The sequence below is a fragment of the Salinicoccus hispanicus genome (assembly GCF_009831115.1).
Taxonomy (GTDB): Bacteria; Bacillota; Bacilli; order Staphylococcales; family Salinicoccaceae; genus Salinicoccus; species Salinicoccus hispanicus.
Map to the genome: position 1 here is coordinate 165,188 of NZ_WUUK01000003.1, position 16,341 is coordinate 181,528.

Genomic DNA, 16,341 nt, shown 5'->3' on the forward strand with positions numbered 1-16,341 from the left:
TCCACTCCTCATTCAGTTTATTTTAGGATTCAGGCAGATGGATCGGTCCATCGACACCTAATGGTATGCCGAGCAGATACCATACGATGAGCAGAAGTGTCCAGGCGAAGAACAGGACAATTGCGTATGGGAGCAGGGCGGCTATGAGAGTACCAAGCCCTGCATTTTTATCGTACTTCTGGGCGAATGCCAGCAGCAGTGGCAAATATGGCAGCATCGGGGTGACCGGATTCGAGAAGGAATCCCCGATACGATAGAGCAGCTGTGTTAGCGCCGGATCATATCCGAGCAGCATGAACATCGGTACGAATACCGGCGCGAGTATGGCCCATTTTGCCGAGGCACTGCCGATCATCATGTTGATCAGCCCCGCCAGAATGATGAAGCCGATGAACAGTGGTATGCCTGAAACGTTCATCGTTTCAAGCAGGTTCGCGCCTTTGATGGCGATGATCGGACCGAGGTTGCTCCAGTTGAAATAAGCAAGCATCTGCGCCGCAAAGAACACAAGAACAATATAGCTTCCCATGGTCCCCATCGCGTCACTCAGCATGCGTCCAAAATCTTTCGACGTACGCAATGTACCGGCCACGAGACCATAGACCAGACCCGGAACAAAGAACAGTATCGTCAGAATGAATACAATCGAGTCCATGAATGGTGATTCCTGCACAATCGAACCGGTTTCAGGGTTTCGCAGAATGCCGTTCTCAGGAATCACGAAGATCATGAAAAAGATGGCAGCGAGAATGACCGAGACATTGGCCCACCTGAGCGCTGTGATCTCTTTACGTTTCAAGGGTTCATTGCTGGTCATCTCCTCTCCTTCATATGTACCGAGACGGGGAATCGTAATCTTCTTCGTCACATAGAAGATGATGATGAGCAAGAAGAGCGTCGCTACAGCTGTAAAATAGTAGTTCATAAGCAGATTTCCGGTGTAGTCCGGATTGAGAATCTGTGCAGCGGGCACAGTGAACGCCATGGCCAGCGCTTCAGACATTCCCGGAATGACATTCGCTGAAAATGCACCCAGTGCCGCAGCATAGGCCATGACCAGACCGACAAAGGGATGGTAGCCGAGACGCATGACCACCATTGCTGCAATCGGCGGGAGAATGATCGGTCCTGCATCGCCGGCCACGTTACCGATGATGCCGACCAGAATGATGGCCGGCAGCATAAGCTTTTGGGGAGATACTTCAATCGCCCGTCTCATCGCAGTCTCGAAGTATCCCGACTTTTCAGCCAGTCCGATACCAATCATGACAACCAGCACCATGCCGAGCGGTGGAAACGCGCTGAAGTTGCTGATGGCTTCAGTCAAAATTTGTACCATACCGCTGCCAGACAGCAGATTGACTGCCTGTATCGTCTCGCCATCTGCCGGATTTTCTGCTTCAAGACCTGCCATTCCTGCAAAGAATGAAGCAATCAGTATCGCAATCATCAATATGATGAACAGGACAATCGGATCCGGCAGTTTATTGCCAAGACGCTCGATTACATTCAGGAACCGGTTGAACAGTCCTGATTTTTCTTTCGTCTGCATAATGGACCTCCTTTTTAAAATTTTCAAACAATACAAATATTATTTCAGACCACCATGCAAAGCACAAGATGGTTATGGAATAGAATTACACAACAGAAAAAGGAGCATCTCCAAAGAGATGCCCCTCCGCTATTTCATATATCCTTTCCATATGAAAATTCCGATAAAAAGCAGTGCAATGATGAATCCGTAGAGCCATATCGACAGCATTTCATTTACAAACATCAGGACCCTCCTTCTTCAGCCGGCTTCACTTCCCGGGATGGCTGGAGCATCCAGGAAGCGATATTTATGGTCGCGATACCGATGAAGGTGGCTGCAGCACCGGCAGACATCGTACTCGGAATGATGCCGCTGAAGTATAGGAAGAGGTACGATCCGAGGCCGACGATCATCGACAGTTCGGCTGCTCTTGCCGGCGCCTTTCTTTTGGCATAGACGGCCTGCAGTATCGGTCCCATAGTGCCAGCGGCGATGCCGGAAATACCGATCCACATGACATCCCCCATGTATTCCGGTGGACGGATGACGATGAGCAGTGCCAGCAGGCCGATAATCGGCACGGTCAGCCGGCTGATATGGAAAGCTGTCCGCTGCGCTTTTTCGTCACTCGTTCTGATGTAGCCTCTTTTGACAAGAAACTTGAGATAGATGTCATTGGCGAACACTGTTGAAATGGAAACGAATATGCCATCGGTCGTGGACATGGCCGCAGCAAGAATCACAACGCCGAACAGGGCGACGAAAACCGCAGGGAATGCCCAGATGATATAGTCGACAAGCGCGAGATCCGTCGCCGCAGCAGAAGCACCAAGTGCCACCCTGCTGTATAGTCCGCCGAACAGTACAAGGACACATAATGCTGCCACAACAACGTATGTCCCAATCATCTTCCCGAGGTCCTTCTCATGCTTCAATCCGAGCACCTTATTGAACAGATGCGGCGCCGAGGCGAAAGCCCACTGGATGGCGATTGCACCGAATACAGCGCCGAAGGAGTAGAAATGCAGGGACTCCGGATTGAAGACCGATACCAGATTGCTGTTTTGGGAAGCAAGGTTTGCCGTGATGCCCCTGAATGTATTTGAAATGCTGCCCTCCCAGAAGATGACGATGCCCGAGATGAAGATGACAACGCCAGTGACTGCCATGAGGACCGCCTGTATGGCATCGGTATATATATCCGCCAGTGCACCCCCTGCAAATACATATGCCACGACGATGACCGTAATCAGGATGAGGCCTGTTGTATAGGACATGCCGAGCAGATATTCGAATATCCTGGCACCGGCGACAAACTGGGCGGCGATATAGAATATATTGAAAAGCAGAATCAGCGCAGTGCCCACCCTGATGATGTCGCTTTTATAGAAATCTCCCAACCAGTCCGGCAGGGAAAGGGATTTCTGTTTCGTATTCAGTTTCCTGATTCTTTTGGCGACCATCAGGACACCGACCGGTCCACCAGCAATCATGGCCAGGAACAGCCAGAGATTGGAAAGCCCCCATTCATAGGACCATCCGGGATAGCCGAGAAACGTGGCGGCACTCAAGTATGTCGCTGCGAACGAAAAACCGAGTACGTAAGGACCGAGACCGCCGCCGGTCGCAAAGTCGCTGATCGTCTTCATTCTTTTTGAACTCAGATAGCCGACCGCGACCATCAGCAGAAGGAAAATTGAGAATCCGATCCATGTATAAAGGGTAATCTGTTCCATTGGTATCTACCTCCTCACCCTAATATGGCTGTCCTGTCAGATTCGATCTTCTGGCCGGATGACTGTCTGCCAGATGCCGACTGCCCTTGCCGAACATGTTTTCACGCAATGTCTCCCCCTCGTAGTCCGTCCGGTAGATGCCACGCGCCTGCAGTTCAGGAACAACGTGATCCACGAACTCTTCGAAGGTACCCGGGGAGTAGCTCTGGGCAACATTGAAACCATCTGCATCGCCGACAGATGCCCATTCTTCAATACGGTCGGCAATCTGCTCAGGAGTCCCGACAAATTTCACGGTGCCATTGCCAAGGCCATGATTCTTGATGGCTTCACGGAGCGTCCATCTGCGATTCGGATCTTTCGTATACATGTCGAGATTCCCCTGCACAGCCTCTGTCTCGAGATCTTCAATATACTGGTCGGGATCATATTGTGAAAAATCGATACCGGTATGGCCCGACAGCAGCGCAGCCGTGCCTTCATAGCTGACACTGTTCTGCAGTGCTTGATATTTTTCATAGGCTTCCGCTTCAGTACGCCCGATGATCGGCAGTATCATGGGGAATACCTTTATATCATCCGCCTGTCTGCCCTGTGCCACAGTCCGTTCCCGTATATCCTTCACATAGGCGGAGAGCGCTTCAAGTGAATGATTTTTCGTAAATACGGCCTCCGCATGTTTCGCTGCAAAGTCGCGCCCTTTGGGAGAGGCACCGGCCTGGAAGAGTACAGGGGTCCGTTGGGGAGAAGGTTCCACCAGATGCGGGCCCGGCACATTGAAAGATTCCCCGTGATGATTGATCGGGTGAACCTTCTTTGGATCAGCGAATGTATCATGCTCGCGGTCGTACACGACTGCGTCACTCTCCCAGCTGTCCTCCCACAGCTTATATACAACTTCGAGGAATTCGTCCGCACGGTTGTACCTCATCTCCTTCGGCAGACGCGTTTCAAGTCCCAGGTTCACGGCTTCACTTTCAAGATATGATGTGACGACATTCCATGCCACCCTGCCTTCTGTCAGATGATCGAGCGTCGACAGCTGCCTTGCCAATGCGTAGGGCTGTGCATATGTCGTCGATATCGTCGGGGCAAATCCGAGATGTCTGGTAACGGACGCCATGGCGGTGATTGCCAGTGTCGGATCATGGGCAGGCAGCTGGACGGCATGCTCCACTGCCGCTTCATGGCTGTCTCCATAGACGCTGTATGTACCTAGGACATCTGCAATGAACATCGCATCAAATTTTCCACGCTCAAGTGTTCTGGCAGTATCCAGCCAGTAGTCTAGACGATTATGACGGGTTCCGTGGTCTTTCTCATGCTTCCATAATCCTGTAGAGTGCGGGGATGGCGAATTCTGGATGAAACCGTTCAAATGAATCTGTTTCTTTGTCATATTCATGCCTCCATTGTTGAAATATTAAAAGCCCCCACTTCTTTTAGATAAGAAGAGGGGGCCTGGATATATATGAAAGCATCCCTTCTTATCTTCTAGCAAAAAGCTACTGGAATTGGCACAGTACACATATGGTCTGTTGCCGAGGTATCAAAGGGCCAGTCCCTCCACCTCTCTGGATAAGAATTTTCAGAAAATATTAAGTTGTGATGACTAGAATAGCCCACTCCATTTATAAAGTCAATACTAAATCTTACTTTTTTAATAGGAATTGAATTCATGCATAATTCTTGTGTATCATTTGATTTTAGATATTTCAGAAATTATACTTATGAGTGTACAGTTTAGAAGAATTATAAATTATAGCCTATCCGATTGATGTGTTTTCAGTACCATACGCATTTGGTTGAACGACTAATTCATAGGAGGTTTTGATTTTGGCAGATAAGAACTATCAAAAAGATTCCGAGATTCCACGCGAAAAGGAAACGAAACGCGATACACTGACGACCCGTCAGGGAAGACCTGTAACAGATAACCAGAATTTGCGCACCATCGGGGACCGGGGACCGGCGACGATGGAGAACTACCATTTCCTTGAGAAGATTTCCCACTTCGACCGCGAGGAAGTACCGGAGCGCGTCGTACATGCACGCGGCACCGGTGCTTTCGGCTACTTTGAGACATACGGCAAAGTCGGCGATGAGCCAGTGGAAAAATATACACGCGCCAAAGTGTTTTCGGGTGCAGGCAAGAAGACGCCACTCATGGTCCGATTCTCTACGGTAGCGGGTTCCAAGGATTCACCGGAAACGGAACGCGATCCGAGAGGATTCGCTGTAAAAATGTATACTGAGGACGGCAACTGGGACCTCGTCGGCAACAACCTCAAAATCTTCTTCATCCGTGATGCCATGAAGTTCCCGGACATGATCCATGCCTTCAAAGCCGATCCAGTGTCCAATGTTCCGGATCCGACACGAATGTTCGACTTTGTTTCCCGTTCACCGGAAGCGACACACATGATCACCTTCCTGTTCTCTCCATGGGGTATTCCTGCGACATATCGGCACATGCAGGGCTCTGGTGTCAACACGTATAAATGGGTCAACGATGAAGGTGAAGCTGTACTCGTCAAATACCACTGGGAGCCGAAACAGGGCATCCGCAATCTGACACAGGAGGATGCAGGGTACATCCAGGCGAAAAATGTCGCCCATGCCACACAAGATCTATATGCCTCAATCGAGCGCGGAGATTATCCGGAATGGGAGCTGTACGTCCAGATCATGGAGGATGGCTACCACGAAGAACTCGACTTTGATCCACTTGATGATACAAAACTCTGGCCGGAAGACAAGTTTCCATGGCTGCCAGTCGGCCGTATGGTGCTGGATGAGAATCCGACAGACTTCCATGCACAGATTGAACAGGCATCATTCGGAACAGGCGTCCTCGTCGACGGCATGGACTTCTCGGATGATAAAATGCTGATCGGCCGCACGTTCTCCTACTCGGATACACAGCGCTACCGCGTCGGTGCCAACTATCTTCAAGTCCCTGTCAACGCGCCGAAAAACAAGGTGCGTACAAATCAGCACCGTGGTCAGCTGGACCACCGTAACCCGGAAGAAGGCAGCGGTGACCCGAGCATCAACTATGAACCATCCATGATCGGGGGACTCGAGGAAGCAGAGGAAAAATCACCACAGCATCAGCCGACATACAATGCGGCAGCAATGACCAAACCGATCGATCGTCCGAACAACTACGGTCAGGCAGGAGAAACCTATCGAAATCTGGCCGACTGGGAACGCGAAGAACTGATCAAGAACCTTTCCAATGTGCTCTCGCAGTGCGATGAACGTATCCAGGAAGCGATGGTCTACCACTTCAGCCAGGCCGATGAAGAATATGGCCGCCTAGTCAAGGAAGGCATCGCAAAGAAAACCGAGGAAATGGAAGACATGCAGGAAGAGGAAATGCCTGGCCGTGAAGCCGGAGAGCAGTCCAGATACGGCAAAGGCACCGCGAACCAGCAAAAAGCTTCCGAAGAAGCGGTGGATAAGGGCAACGAATCCGAACCGTATTAGAATAATCAGCAGCAAAAAGTTTGCAGTCGGGCATCCGGCTGCAACTTTTTATTTCCTGGAGTATATAGTGGATTTTTATCATTCATATGTAAAAAAACGTTATATTACAGTTGAATATCAGCTATTATTTAAATAGTCAAACGTGCTAGAATACATCTGAGGTGTCATATTATGGTGATAAATAGAGTAATCAACAATAATGTAATCAGCGTATTGAACGATGTCAGCGAACAGGTCATCATGGGAAGTGGTGTAGGCTTCCAGAAAAAACCGGGCGACCCTGTGGATGAATCGAAAATCGAAAAGATCTTCAGCCTCGATAATAAGGAACTATCAGATCAGTTCCAGACACTGCTGAGGGAAGTGCCCATCGAAACCATGAAACTGGTGGAGGATATCATACAGTTTGCGAAGACAACCTACAGCAAGAAATTGAATGACATCATTTATGTCGCTCTGACAGACCATGTCAACTTTGCGATCGAACGGCAACTGAACCAGCAGGAAATCAAGAATGGCATGCTCTGGGAAATTAAAAAGTTCTACAAGGATGAGTTTGCAATCGGCCTTGCAGCCGTACAGATGATTGAAGACCGGCTCAATGTAGCCATGTCAGAGGATGAAGCGGGCTTCATTGCGATGCATATCGTAAACGCAGAAATGAATCAGAATCTTTCTGATGTAAATGAGATTACAGAAGTCATCCAAAATATCCTGAACATCGTCAAATATCATTTCAACATCGATTTCGATGAAGATTCCTTGAACTATTTCCGGTTCATCACCCATCTTAAATTCTTTGCACAAAGACTTTTAAGTAACACTTACATGCAAGATCAGGATGATTTTCTCTACAGTGCAATCAGGCAGAAATACCCACATTCCTTCGAATGCACGAACAAGATCAGCACCTTCATTAAAAAGAAATATGACTACCAGCTGCCGAACGAAGAAAAGCTATATCTGACCATCCATATTGAACGTGTTGTCCATCGATAGATCAAATGAAAGCGTTGACATTAATTTTATGTGGTGATATATTATGTTTAACTTGAAAAACAACATATGAATCTTAATGTTATTAGGATTGTTACTGGACAGGCAGGCAAGACCTAAATCATTGATAGTTGCGGTTCCCGGGGAGGACTGTATCTATTTGTGGTTTGGGTCTTTTTTATTTGCTTTTCGAGGCATTGTTTTTCATATTACTGGAGGTGTCGAAAATGGATAACAGAAAACTGGCAAGAGAAATCATTGATCTGGTCGGGGGTGAAGAAAATATCAATAGTGTGACACACTGTGTGACACGGCTTCGCTTCAGACTGAAAGACCGGGACAAAGCAGACAGGAAAGCACTGGAAAATCACGAGGGTGTAGTGACTATCCGGGAAAGTTCCGGACAATTCCAGGTCGTCATAGGCAATCATGTCCCTGACGTCTATAAAGCTGTTTTAGCAGAAGGTGGATTCGGAAACGAAAAAGCAGACAGCGCCGATGGAGAGGATGAGGACGAAAAGAGAGGGATCTTCTCAAAATTCATCGATATCATTTCAAACATCTTCCTGCCCGTCCTGCCACTGCTCATGGCCACAGGAATCATAAAAGGGTTCAATTCGATGTTCGTTGCTTTTGGCTGGCTCGAAAATACGAGTGGTACATATCAGATACTCAACGTCATCGGTGATGGATTCTTCACATTCCTTCCGATTTTCCTAGGGTATACTGCGATGAAGAAATTCGGGGGCACACCATTCCTCGGCATGGCCATTGCAGCTGCGCTTGTACACCCAAGCCTTGCCGCAATCGGTGAAAGTGAACCGACGAGAATCCTGTTCGGCGGCACCGTTCTTGAATCACCAGTACAAGTATCATTTCTTGGAATACCGATCATCCTGATGACTTACACTTCTTCGGTAGTGCCGATCATCCTGTCCACCTACTTTGCTTCCAAAGTGGAACGTTTCTTTGCTTCGATCATTCCACAGGTGGTCAAATCATTCATTGTGCCATTCCTGACGCTGCTGATCATCGTACCTTTGACATTTATCATCATCGGTCCCATTGCAACATGGCTCGCACAATCGATCGGGTTTGCCATCCAGACAGGCTATGAATTTGCACCACTTCTTGCTGGTATCGTAGTCGGAGGTTTCTGGCAGGTACTCGTCATCTTCGGTGTCCATTGGGGGATCATCCCGATCTACTACAACAATCTTGCCGTACAAGGGTACGACATGCTGATCGCAATGACGTTCGCCGCTTCCTTTGCCCAGATTGGTGCCGTCCTTGCGGTATGGATCAAAACGAAGAACCAGAAACTCAAAAGTTTGAGTTTCCCTGCATTCATATCCGGATTCTTTGGAGTGACCGAACCGTCCATATACGGTATCACTCTACCACTGAAAACGCCGTTTATCATGAGCTGTATCGGTTCTGCGTTCGGTGGCGCAATCATCGCCACTACTGGCGCTGCGCTCTATAGTGCCGGGCCGCTCGGGGTATTTAAGATACCGACTTTCATCAGCCCGGAAAACGGCATCGATGGTGGGTTCTGGGGTATGATAATTGCGATTGTCGTTGCCTTTATCGTCGCGTTCGTCCTCACCTACTTCTTCGGTCGCATCAACCAGAAGGAAGATTCACAAGCCGTTGCTGGTGATGAAGAGATAAAGAATGAAGCACGGGAAGAGACACCCGTCGAGGATGTACCGCGTGCATCAGGTTCTGCCGTCAGAAACGAAAATCTGCTGAGTCCGCTGGAAGGGCGAATTGTGCCGCTTTCCGATGTTTCCGACGAAGTATTTTCTTCAGGTACAATGGGCGACGGCGTTGCCATCCATCCTTCGGCAGGTCGTGTCTACGCACCAGCAGATGGCATAGTATCCACACTATTCAAAACGAAGCACGCAGTGGGTATTACATCGGATAATGGTGCCGAAGTACTGATCCACATCGGTATTGACACAGTCCAGCTCGAGGGGGAATTCTATACTGCCCATGTGAATCAAGGAGATCGGATCAAGACAGGTGAGCTTCTCGTGGAGTTCGATATCGATCAGATAGAAGCAGGCGGCTATTCCGTGACAACCCCTGTCATCGTGACCAATACGAATGCTTATGATGAACTTGAAATTGTTTCCGGCAAAACCATTACTGAAAAGGATGTAATGATCACAACCAGATCATAATTATTTAAATCAAGGAGGAACTACAATGACTGAACAAAATAAATTTCCAGAAGGATTTCTATGGGGCGGCGCTATTGCCGCCAATCAGGTCGAAGGTGCATACAAGGAAGATGGCAAGGGACTTACAAATGTTGATCTCCTGCCTACAGGACCCGAAAGAAGAAAAATCATGGAAGGCTATATAAAAGACCTTTCTCCAAATAGAGACCACTTCTATCCGAGCCATCAAGCAATCGACTTCTACCACAACTACAAGGAAGATATCGCTTTATTTGCAGAAATGGGTTTCAAATCGTTCAGACTGTCAATTTCCTGGGCAAGAATTTTTCCAAATGGTGATGAAGATACACCAAACGAAGTAGGATTGAAATTCTATGATGACCTGTTCGATGAACTGATCAAACATGATATCGAACCTATAGTCACCATTGCCCATTTCGATGTACCTGTCTCACTTATCAAACGTTTTGACAGTTGGAAAAGCAGAGCACTGGTCGATATGTTCGAAAATTACTCACGCACCCTCTTCGAACGATATAAGGATAAAGTGAAATACTGGATGACATTCAATGAAATCAACATGCTGCTGCATCTGCCTTTCATGGGTGCCGGCATTGTTCTCAAAGAAGGCGAAAATCGCACACAGTCCCTCTATCAGGCTGCTCATCATCAGCTCGTTGCGAGTGCCAAAGCAGTCAAGGCATGCCATGAAATCATTCCTGATGCGCAGATTGGCTGCATGCTTGCTGCCGGCATGACCTACCCCTATTCATCCAACCCGGAAGATATATGGAAAGCGATGGACAGGGACAGGGAATCCTTCTTTTTCATCGATGTACAGTCCCGCGGTGAATATCCGGGCTATGCGAGACGATTCTTCGAAGACAATGATCTGGATATCCATATGGAGTCAGGTGATGAGTCGCTGCTCAAAGAAAATACAGTCGACTACATTGGGTTCAGCTACTACTCCAGCAGGTGTACAAGCACTGATCCCGAAATAATGAAGAAACAGACATCAGGCAACGTTTTCGGATCCATCAAAAATCCATATCTCGAAGTATCGGAATGGGGATGGACCATCGACCCTAAAGGTTTCAGAATCACTGCCAACCAATTATGGGATAGATACCAGAAACCGTTGTTCGTCGTAGAGAATGGTCTCGGGGCAATGGATGCTCCAGATGAAAATGGAAAAATTGATGATGACTACCGCATTCAATACTTGTCCGAACACCTCAATGCAATGGCCGAGGCGATCAGAGATGGCGTCGACATCATTGGTTATACCAGCTGGGGACCGATAGATATCGTCAGTGCCTCCACAGGTGAAATGAAAAAAAGATATGGCTATATATATGTAGATAGAGATAATGAAGGAAATGGTACATTGGCACGCAGCAGAAAGAAGAGTTTTGAATGGTACAAGGAAGTCATTGAAACCAATGGAGAAAGTTTATAATAAGTGCTTGATGGGCAGACAAATCACCCCCGAAAGTCAGATATCAGATCTGGCTATCGGGGGATTTTAAATTCCTTTTGGAACATCAGTTCATCGGTGCTTTTCTGAATCTCAATACGGCAAGCAGGAAAAGCACCAGCGTTACACCCCCTGTTATGACAGAAGGCCACAGGACATCTCGAGGTTCAACTTCGCCGGCAAGCAGACCGACATTATTCCCAATCAGATATTGTGGTAAGTATTCTGCTACGTCTGGATGAATGCTTGCCATCATCATCATGATGACAATAGCCACCACACTGAGCAGCACTGCAATGAAGCTGTTGGTGAACAGGGTCGATGCGAACATGACCAAACTGATGATGAACAATCCGTACATCCATGTCATTGTGAACGATAGTATTAGATGATCCACTGCCTCATCCCAATAGTATAGGGTGTAGATATAGGTCACCAGTGCACTGACCACATATCCCATCGTCCAGACGAATATGAGAAATACCGATTTTACAACGATGACATTTGTTCTCTTCAGCCCTTTTGTCACGAGGTTCACCAATGTGTTGCGGCTGAACTCATGGGTGAGAATACTGCCGAATACGATGACGAAGATGACCAGCCCCATCTGGTTCATATTGGTGAAAAACTGTGTATAGGAATCCAACGCTGCGGAGTCAGGAATCTCCGCCATAATGCCTGAATCCTTCATCACCATGCCAAGGATATCCGGCAGTATAAGTGCTGTAAAAGGACTGAGCACCCCGATGATGATGAATACGATGAGAATCGCCATCAATCTGAAGTTGCGCCAGGATTCAACGACTTCTTTTCGGAATAAGGCCGACATCTGAATCATGATGTCACCTCCAGGTACACATCTTCAAGCGATTTCTGCTCTTTTACAATTTTTGAAGGATAAATCTTATGGGCGTGCAGTGTATCATAGATCTCCTTCATGGAGTGGTCAGCTATGATGTAAGTGGTACCGACCATACGCCGGATGTCGAGCAGCGGCTTCAATGTTTCATATGCACCCGCATCCAGTTCGACGGCAATGCCCTTTTCGCCGAATGATTCCTGATTCAGGTCAAACGCCTTCACGATTGCGCCATCATAGAGAATTCCCACTCTGTCACAGATCCGTTCGACATCGGTCAATATATGCGTTGAGAATATGACCGTCGTCTCTTTCGTGATCTCCTTCAGGATCTTCAGTATCTCCATCCGCCCTTTCGGATCGAGGGCACTCGTCGGCTCATCGCAGATCAGCAGTTTCGGCCGATGGATGAGTGCCTGGGCAATGCCAAGCCGCTGCTTCATGCCACGGGAATAGTTCTTGATTTTCGTCTTCTCGCCTTTCAGTCCGACAAGTTCGAGCAGTTCATCGATCCGCTCCTTCTGCGCAGACTTCTCCACCCCGGTGATATCAGCACACAGTTTCAGATATTCCACTGCGTTCATATAGGTGTAAAATTCCGGTACATCCGGCAGATAGCCGACATGCCGGTTTGTAAGGGTATCTCCGAAACGTACCTTTTCATCACATACATATATGTCCCCTTCATCTGCCGCGAGCAGGCCGAGCACCATTTTCATCGTCGTCGTCTTACCTGCACCGTTGCTGCCGATGAACCCATATATTTCATGGGAACCCACCTCAAGTTCCAGATTCTCAATGACCGTTTTCTCATTGAATGCCTTCTTCAGCCCTTCTATCCTTAGAATACTCATATCATCTACGCTCCAATACGAAATAAAGGATCGGTCCGACGATATTAAGGATGATCACAATGATGACCCATGCCATCCGATTGAGGTATCTGAAGTCCTGTTGCCTGATGATCATGACCAATGCAGTCGCCACTAGGACCAGCTGCAGCAGGAACAGTGGAATCAGAAACGGCAGATATTCCTGTATATCCATATTCATGTCAATTTTCCTCCACAATCTTTTTCAATTTATGAACAATATTCTTGAACGCTATATCCTCTTTCAACTCCGAGAAGGCTGGGTTATCTACAAGCGCATTCGCCAACTGTTCCTTGGCAATACCGAAATTCACCGGCACATCCTTTCCGATGTCGAAATCCGCCACCCACTCATCGATTTCCGTGAAGAATTCGTCTCCATGCAGATAGTAGTCGCTGATCAGATTTTCTACAGACTCCAAAAACGCCTCGAGATGATGGAAGCACTGTTTCTTGTCACCGACAAGCTGCATGGCTGAAACAAGGTGGAAATTCAGCATCGAATTCGGATGCAGTGCCTTGAGGTTGAATGCCGCATCCATGGTTTCCCCTCTTGAAATCAGATTTTCAAGATCATCGTAGAGTCCGCTCTTTATCATCATTGTCAGGTCTCCGATGATAAAGACGATATTCTGATAGACTTCAATCTGCAGAACAGCTTTCGCTTTTTGATTGCCTCCCTGCATCTGATAGGACTGGGCCAAAAGTGTACTTGCCGGGAGCTTGGGAAGGGCCGCATCCTCGAGGAGGTCGACCGCTTCTGAGGGCTGCTGCTCCATCAGATGAATCATGGCTCTGAAGAATGTGACCTGTTCCTTGAAATGCAGAGAGTCGGAATTCAGAAGGACTCTGGAAATGAGCTGTTTGGCCAACTCGAATGTCTCTGTTTTGTCTTCCTTCAGATAAGCATGATTGAGCAGCAGTCCGGTCAATACGGTTAAAAAACGATAGCAGCTGTAATAGCGGTGGGCATGGTTCCGCACCGCTTCCAGTGCATCATCGTAATCATCTGTCTCGAACATTCCTGCCAGCTTATGATAGAGGGTTCGGATCTGCTGCCTCGAAAGCTGGGGCGAATAGTTGACCAGTTCATCCAGAGTGATATCAAATAGTACAGCCAACCGTGCCAGATAGTTGATCTCGGGCAGGGAATGCCCCTTCTCCCACTTCGACACCGCAGCTTTACTGATATTGAGAAACGCCGCAACATCCGACTGTGTATACCCGATCCGCTTACGATTGCTTAAGATGCTCTGACCCACATTCATATCTTTCATACTTCTGCCTCCTCTTCTTCCATCATAAATAAATTCATGCATATTATGTATCACCAATATATAAACTATCGTAGTTAAAGTAAACTATAGGTTTACTTTATTGACGACAATGCAAAAAGGCAGGAGTGATAATACTCCTGCCTTAAGAAAATAATATTGAATTTTATTTCTCTCCACCAAGTCTCACAAGAATCTTCGACTGGCTCTTGTCATTCAGCAGTGCTTCGAATCCTTTATCCACAATCTCATTCAGCTCGATATGATCTGTAATGACAGGGAATGGATCGATCTGCCCGGTTTCGATCATCTTCACCGTCGCTTCGAAGATATCCGGCTCATATGCCAGGGTAGAAGCAATGCGTACACCGCTTGCGGTCAGATCCATCGGATTCAGCTCGATCGGTTTCTCGAAGATTGAGACGATCGTCACCATGCCGCGGGCGCGCGTCACTTTTATGGACTGGTTCACTGTAATACCGACTCCTGCCACTTCGAAAGTACGGTCGACACCGTCCGGGTAGTATCGGTGGATATACTCGACCGGATCTTGATTACCGGAATTGATCGCGTGCGTTGCACCGACTTCCTTCGCTTTTTCGAGACGGTCATCACTGAGGTCGAAGGCGAAAATATCCTTAGCCCCTGCTGCACGTGCGGCAATGATGGTGAGCAGACCGATCGGCCCTGCGCCGAATACCGCCACGGAGTCGCTGAACTGCATCTCGGACTCCCGGATGGCCTGCAAAGCAACAGCCGTCGGTTCAACCAGTGCACCGAGCTCAAGTGATGTATCCTGATCAAGCTTAATCACATTCTTTCTATCGACCAGAACGTAATCGGCGAAACCACCGTCACTGCCAAGACCGACAAACGTAAACCCTTTATACATATCAACGAGTGGATTTTCATGCGCTTCCTGAGTAATCAGCGGGTTGATCGTCACTTTGTCTCCGACACTAAGTCCTTCTACACCTTCGCCGATTTCTTCGACTGTACCTGAGAATTCATGACCCATCGTGAGTGGTGCCTTCTGATTCGTCAGCGGAGATGCTTCCCCTTCAGGAATGAAAATCGGGCCTGCATTGTACTCATGCAGGTCACTTCCGCAAATACCAGCCCATGCGACTTTGACCTTTACCTTGCCTGCACTTACTTCCGGTGTTTCGATGTCTTCAACTCGAATATCCTTTGCATTGTGGAAAACTGCAGCACGCATATAAAACCCTCCAATATGTTATTTAATTCACAATAATTATATAACAACTATCAGACTAATGGAAATAATAACTATCGGTTCAGCCACTCTTTTGCTTTTTCTGCGGCTTCCTGCGGTAGGCTGTGTCCATTGACCCATGTGGTCGTCACATCGGCGCCTCTTTCTTCAAATATACCGATGACTTTCAGACTCTCCGGTTCAGGAACGATCGGATCGCCCTTGCCCATGGATAGGAAGACTTCCGCATTGCTCAGATCCTTCTCATCTTCAAGTGTCATCGGATAGAGGGGTGCAAACAAAGCAGCTTTTTTGAATTGCGCAGACTCCCTGAGCATCAGATTGATGGCGATGTTAGCACCATTTGAAAAACCGACCAGTACGACATCCTCAAGGTCGAAATCATGTTCCTCAGCGGCCTCGATGATGAAGTCATGCAGTTCCCCACCGCGGAATTCGAGATCTTCAAGGTCATACTGCCCTTCACCATGGCGTTTGAAATAGCGGTTCATGCCGTTTTCCGATACATTGCCACGAATGCTGAGTACGTTGTATTCCGGATTGAGCATGCCAGCAAGTGGCAGGAGATCGTGCTCCGTGCCACCGGTGCCGTGCAGCAGTACGAATACTGGTGCACCTTTTTTCGTCTCATTATATATATGATTCATTGCGAATCCTCCTCAAGTATTG

Annotated in this window: 13 protein-coding genes and 1 riboswitch; of the genes, 4 read left to right on the forward strand and 9 right to left on the reverse strand. The window is 47.8% G+C overall.

What is annotated here, in order from left to right:
• Positions 1-22 precede the first annotated feature (22 nt).
• The 3 genes from GQ671_RS08290 to GQ671_RS08300 all read right to left on the reverse strand — a co-directional run bounded on the left by GQ671_RS08290 (position 23) and on the right by GQ671_RS08300 (position 4,669).
• On the reverse strand, positions 23-1,552 hold the full coding sequence (locus GQ671_RS08290; protein ID WP_160655503.1) for an AbgT family transporter: 1,530 nt from the start codon (positions 1,550-1,552) through the stop codon (positions 23-25).
• A 224-nt stretch (positions 1,553-1,776) separates the two neighbouring features.
• Positions 1,777-3,270, reverse strand: coding sequence for a sodium:solute symporter family protein (locus tag GQ671_RS08295; protein ID WP_160655505.1), 1,494 nt, complete (start codon positions 3,268-3,270; stop codon positions 1,777-1,779).
• 19 nt (positions 3,271-3,289) lie between these two features.
• Entirely contained in the window at positions 3,290-4,669 is a 1,380-nt protein-coding gene (locus tag GQ671_RS08300) for an LLM class flavin-dependent oxidoreductase (RefSeq protein ID WP_160655508.1), read from the reverse strand.
• An 85-nt stretch (positions 4,670-4,754) separates the two neighbouring features.
• Positions 4,755-4,855: riboswitch (SAM riboswitch) on the reverse strand.
• 251 nt (positions 4,856-5,106) lie between these two features.
• On the opposite strand from GQ671_RS08300, the gene GQ671_RS08305 reads away from it, so the two are divergent.
• From GQ671_RS08305 to GQ671_RS08320, 4 genes are all read left to right on the forward strand, one after another.
• Positions 5,107-6,762 carry a catalase gene (locus tag GQ671_RS08305; RefSeq protein WP_170288671.1) on the forward strand — a complete coding sequence of 552 codons (1,656 nt, stop codon included), beginning with the start codon at positions 5,107-5,109 and terminating at the stop codon, positions 6,760-6,762.
• A 171-nt stretch (positions 6,763-6,933) separates the two neighbouring features.
• Positions 6,934-7,761, forward strand: a complete 828-nt coding sequence (gene licT / locus GQ671_RS08310; protein ID WP_160655511.1) for a BglG family transcription antiterminator LicT — start codon at positions 6,934-6,936, stop codon at positions 7,759-7,761.
• 224 nt (positions 7,762-7,985) lie between these two features.
• Entirely contained in the window at positions 7,986-9,950 is a 1,965-nt protein-coding gene (locus GQ671_RS08315) for a beta-glucoside-specific PTS transporter subunit IIABC (RefSeq protein ID WP_160655514.1), read from the forward strand.
• Positions 9,951-9,975: 25 nt separating this feature from the next.
• Positions 9,976-11,412 carry a 6-phospho-beta-glucosidase gene (locus tag GQ671_RS08320; RefSeq protein WP_160655517.1) on the forward strand — a complete coding sequence of 479 codons (1,437 nt, stop codon included), beginning with the start codon at positions 9,976-9,978 and terminating at the stop codon, positions 11,410-11,412.
• 85 nt (positions 11,413-11,497) lie between these two features.
• On the opposite strand, the gene GQ671_RS08325 is transcribed toward GQ671_RS08320, so the two are convergent.
• The 6 genes from GQ671_RS08325 to GQ671_RS08350 all read right to left on the reverse strand — a co-directional run bounded on the left by GQ671_RS08325 (position 11,498) and on the right by GQ671_RS08350 (position 16,319).
• Positions 11,498-12,268, reverse strand: coding sequence for an ABC transporter permease (locus GQ671_RS08325; RefSeq protein ID WP_160655520.1), 771 nt, complete (start codon positions 12,266-12,268; stop codon positions 11,498-11,500).
• Entirely contained in the window at positions 12,265-13,143 is an 879-nt protein-coding gene (locus GQ671_RS08330; RefSeq protein ID WP_160655523.1) for an ABC transporter ATP-binding protein, read from the reverse strand. Before GQ671_RS08330 ends, GQ671_RS08325 begins: the two co-directional genes overlap by 4 nt.
• A 1-nt stretch (position 13,144) precedes the next feature.
• Positions 13,145-13,342, reverse strand: coding sequence for a PLDc N-terminal domain-containing protein (locus GQ671_RS08335; protein ID WP_160655526.1), 198 nt, complete (start codon positions 13,340-13,342; stop codon positions 13,145-13,147).
• Position 13,343: 1 nt separating this feature from the next.
• Positions 13,344-14,438 carry a helix-turn-helix domain-containing protein gene (locus tag GQ671_RS08340; protein ID WP_160655529.1) on the reverse strand — a complete coding sequence of 365 codons (1,095 nt, stop codon included), beginning with the start codon at positions 14,436-14,438 and terminating at the stop codon, positions 13,344-13,346.
• A 163-nt stretch (positions 14,439-14,601) separates the two neighbouring features.
• Positions 14,602-15,654, reverse strand: a complete 1,053-nt coding sequence (locus GQ671_RS08345; RefSeq protein WP_160655533.1) for a 2,3-butanediol dehydrogenase — start codon at positions 15,652-15,654, stop codon at positions 14,602-14,604.
• 71 nt (positions 15,655-15,725) lie between these two features.
• Positions 15,726-16,319, reverse strand: a complete 594-nt coding sequence (locus tag GQ671_RS08350; RefSeq protein WP_160655538.1) for an alpha/beta hydrolase — start codon at positions 16,317-16,319, stop codon at positions 15,726-15,728.
• Between the last annotated feature and the right edge of the window lie 22 nt (positions 16,320-16,341).

Bases quoted from the DNA above. Each gene is read 5' to 3' on its own strand.
- GQ671_RS08290 (WP_160655503.1), bottom strand. From the start codon at position 1,552: ATGCAGACGAAAGAAAAATCAGGACTGTTCAACCGGTTCCTGAATGTA.
- GQ671_RS08295 (WP_160655505.1), bottom strand. From the start codon at position 3,270: ATGGAACAGATTACCCTTTATACATGGATCGGATTCTCAATTTTCCTT.
- GQ671_RS08300 (WP_160655508.1), bottom strand. From the start codon at position 4,669: ATGACAAAGAAACAGATTCATTTGAACGGTTTCATCCAGAATTCGCCA.
- licT (WP_160655511.1), top strand. From the start codon at position 6,934: ATGGTGATAAATAGAGTAATCAACAATAATGTAATCAGCGTATTGAAC.
- GQ671_RS08315 (WP_160655514.1), top strand. From the start codon at position 7,986: ATGGATAACAGAAAACTGGCAAGAGAAATCATTGATCTGGTCGGGGGT.
- GQ671_RS08320 (WP_160655517.1), top strand. From the start codon at position 9,976: ATGACTGAACAAAATAAATTTCCAGAAGGATTTCTATGGGGCGGCGCT.
- GQ671_RS08325 (WP_160655520.1), bottom strand. From the start codon at position 12,268: ATGATTCAGATGTCGGCCTTATTCCGAAAAGAAGTCGTTGAATCCTGG.
- GQ671_RS08330 (WP_160655523.1), bottom strand. From the start codon at position 13,143: ATGAGTATTCTAAGGATAGAAGGGCTGAAGAAGGCATTCAATGAGAAA.
- GQ671_RS08335 (WP_160655526.1), bottom strand. From the start codon at position 13,342: ATGAATATGGATATACAGGAATATCTGCCGTTTCTGATTCCACTGTTC.
- GQ671_RS08340 (WP_160655529.1), bottom strand. From the start codon at position 14,438: ATGAAAGATATGAATGTGGGTCAGAGCATCTTAAGCAATCGTAAGCGG.
- GQ671_RS08345 (WP_160655533.1), bottom strand. From the start codon at position 15,654: ATGCGTGCTGCAGTTTTCCACAATGCAAAGGATATTCGAGTTGAAGAC.
- GQ671_RS08350 (WP_160655538.1), bottom strand. From the start codon at position 16,319: ATGAATCATATATATAATGAGACGAAAAAAGGTGCACCAGTATTCGTA.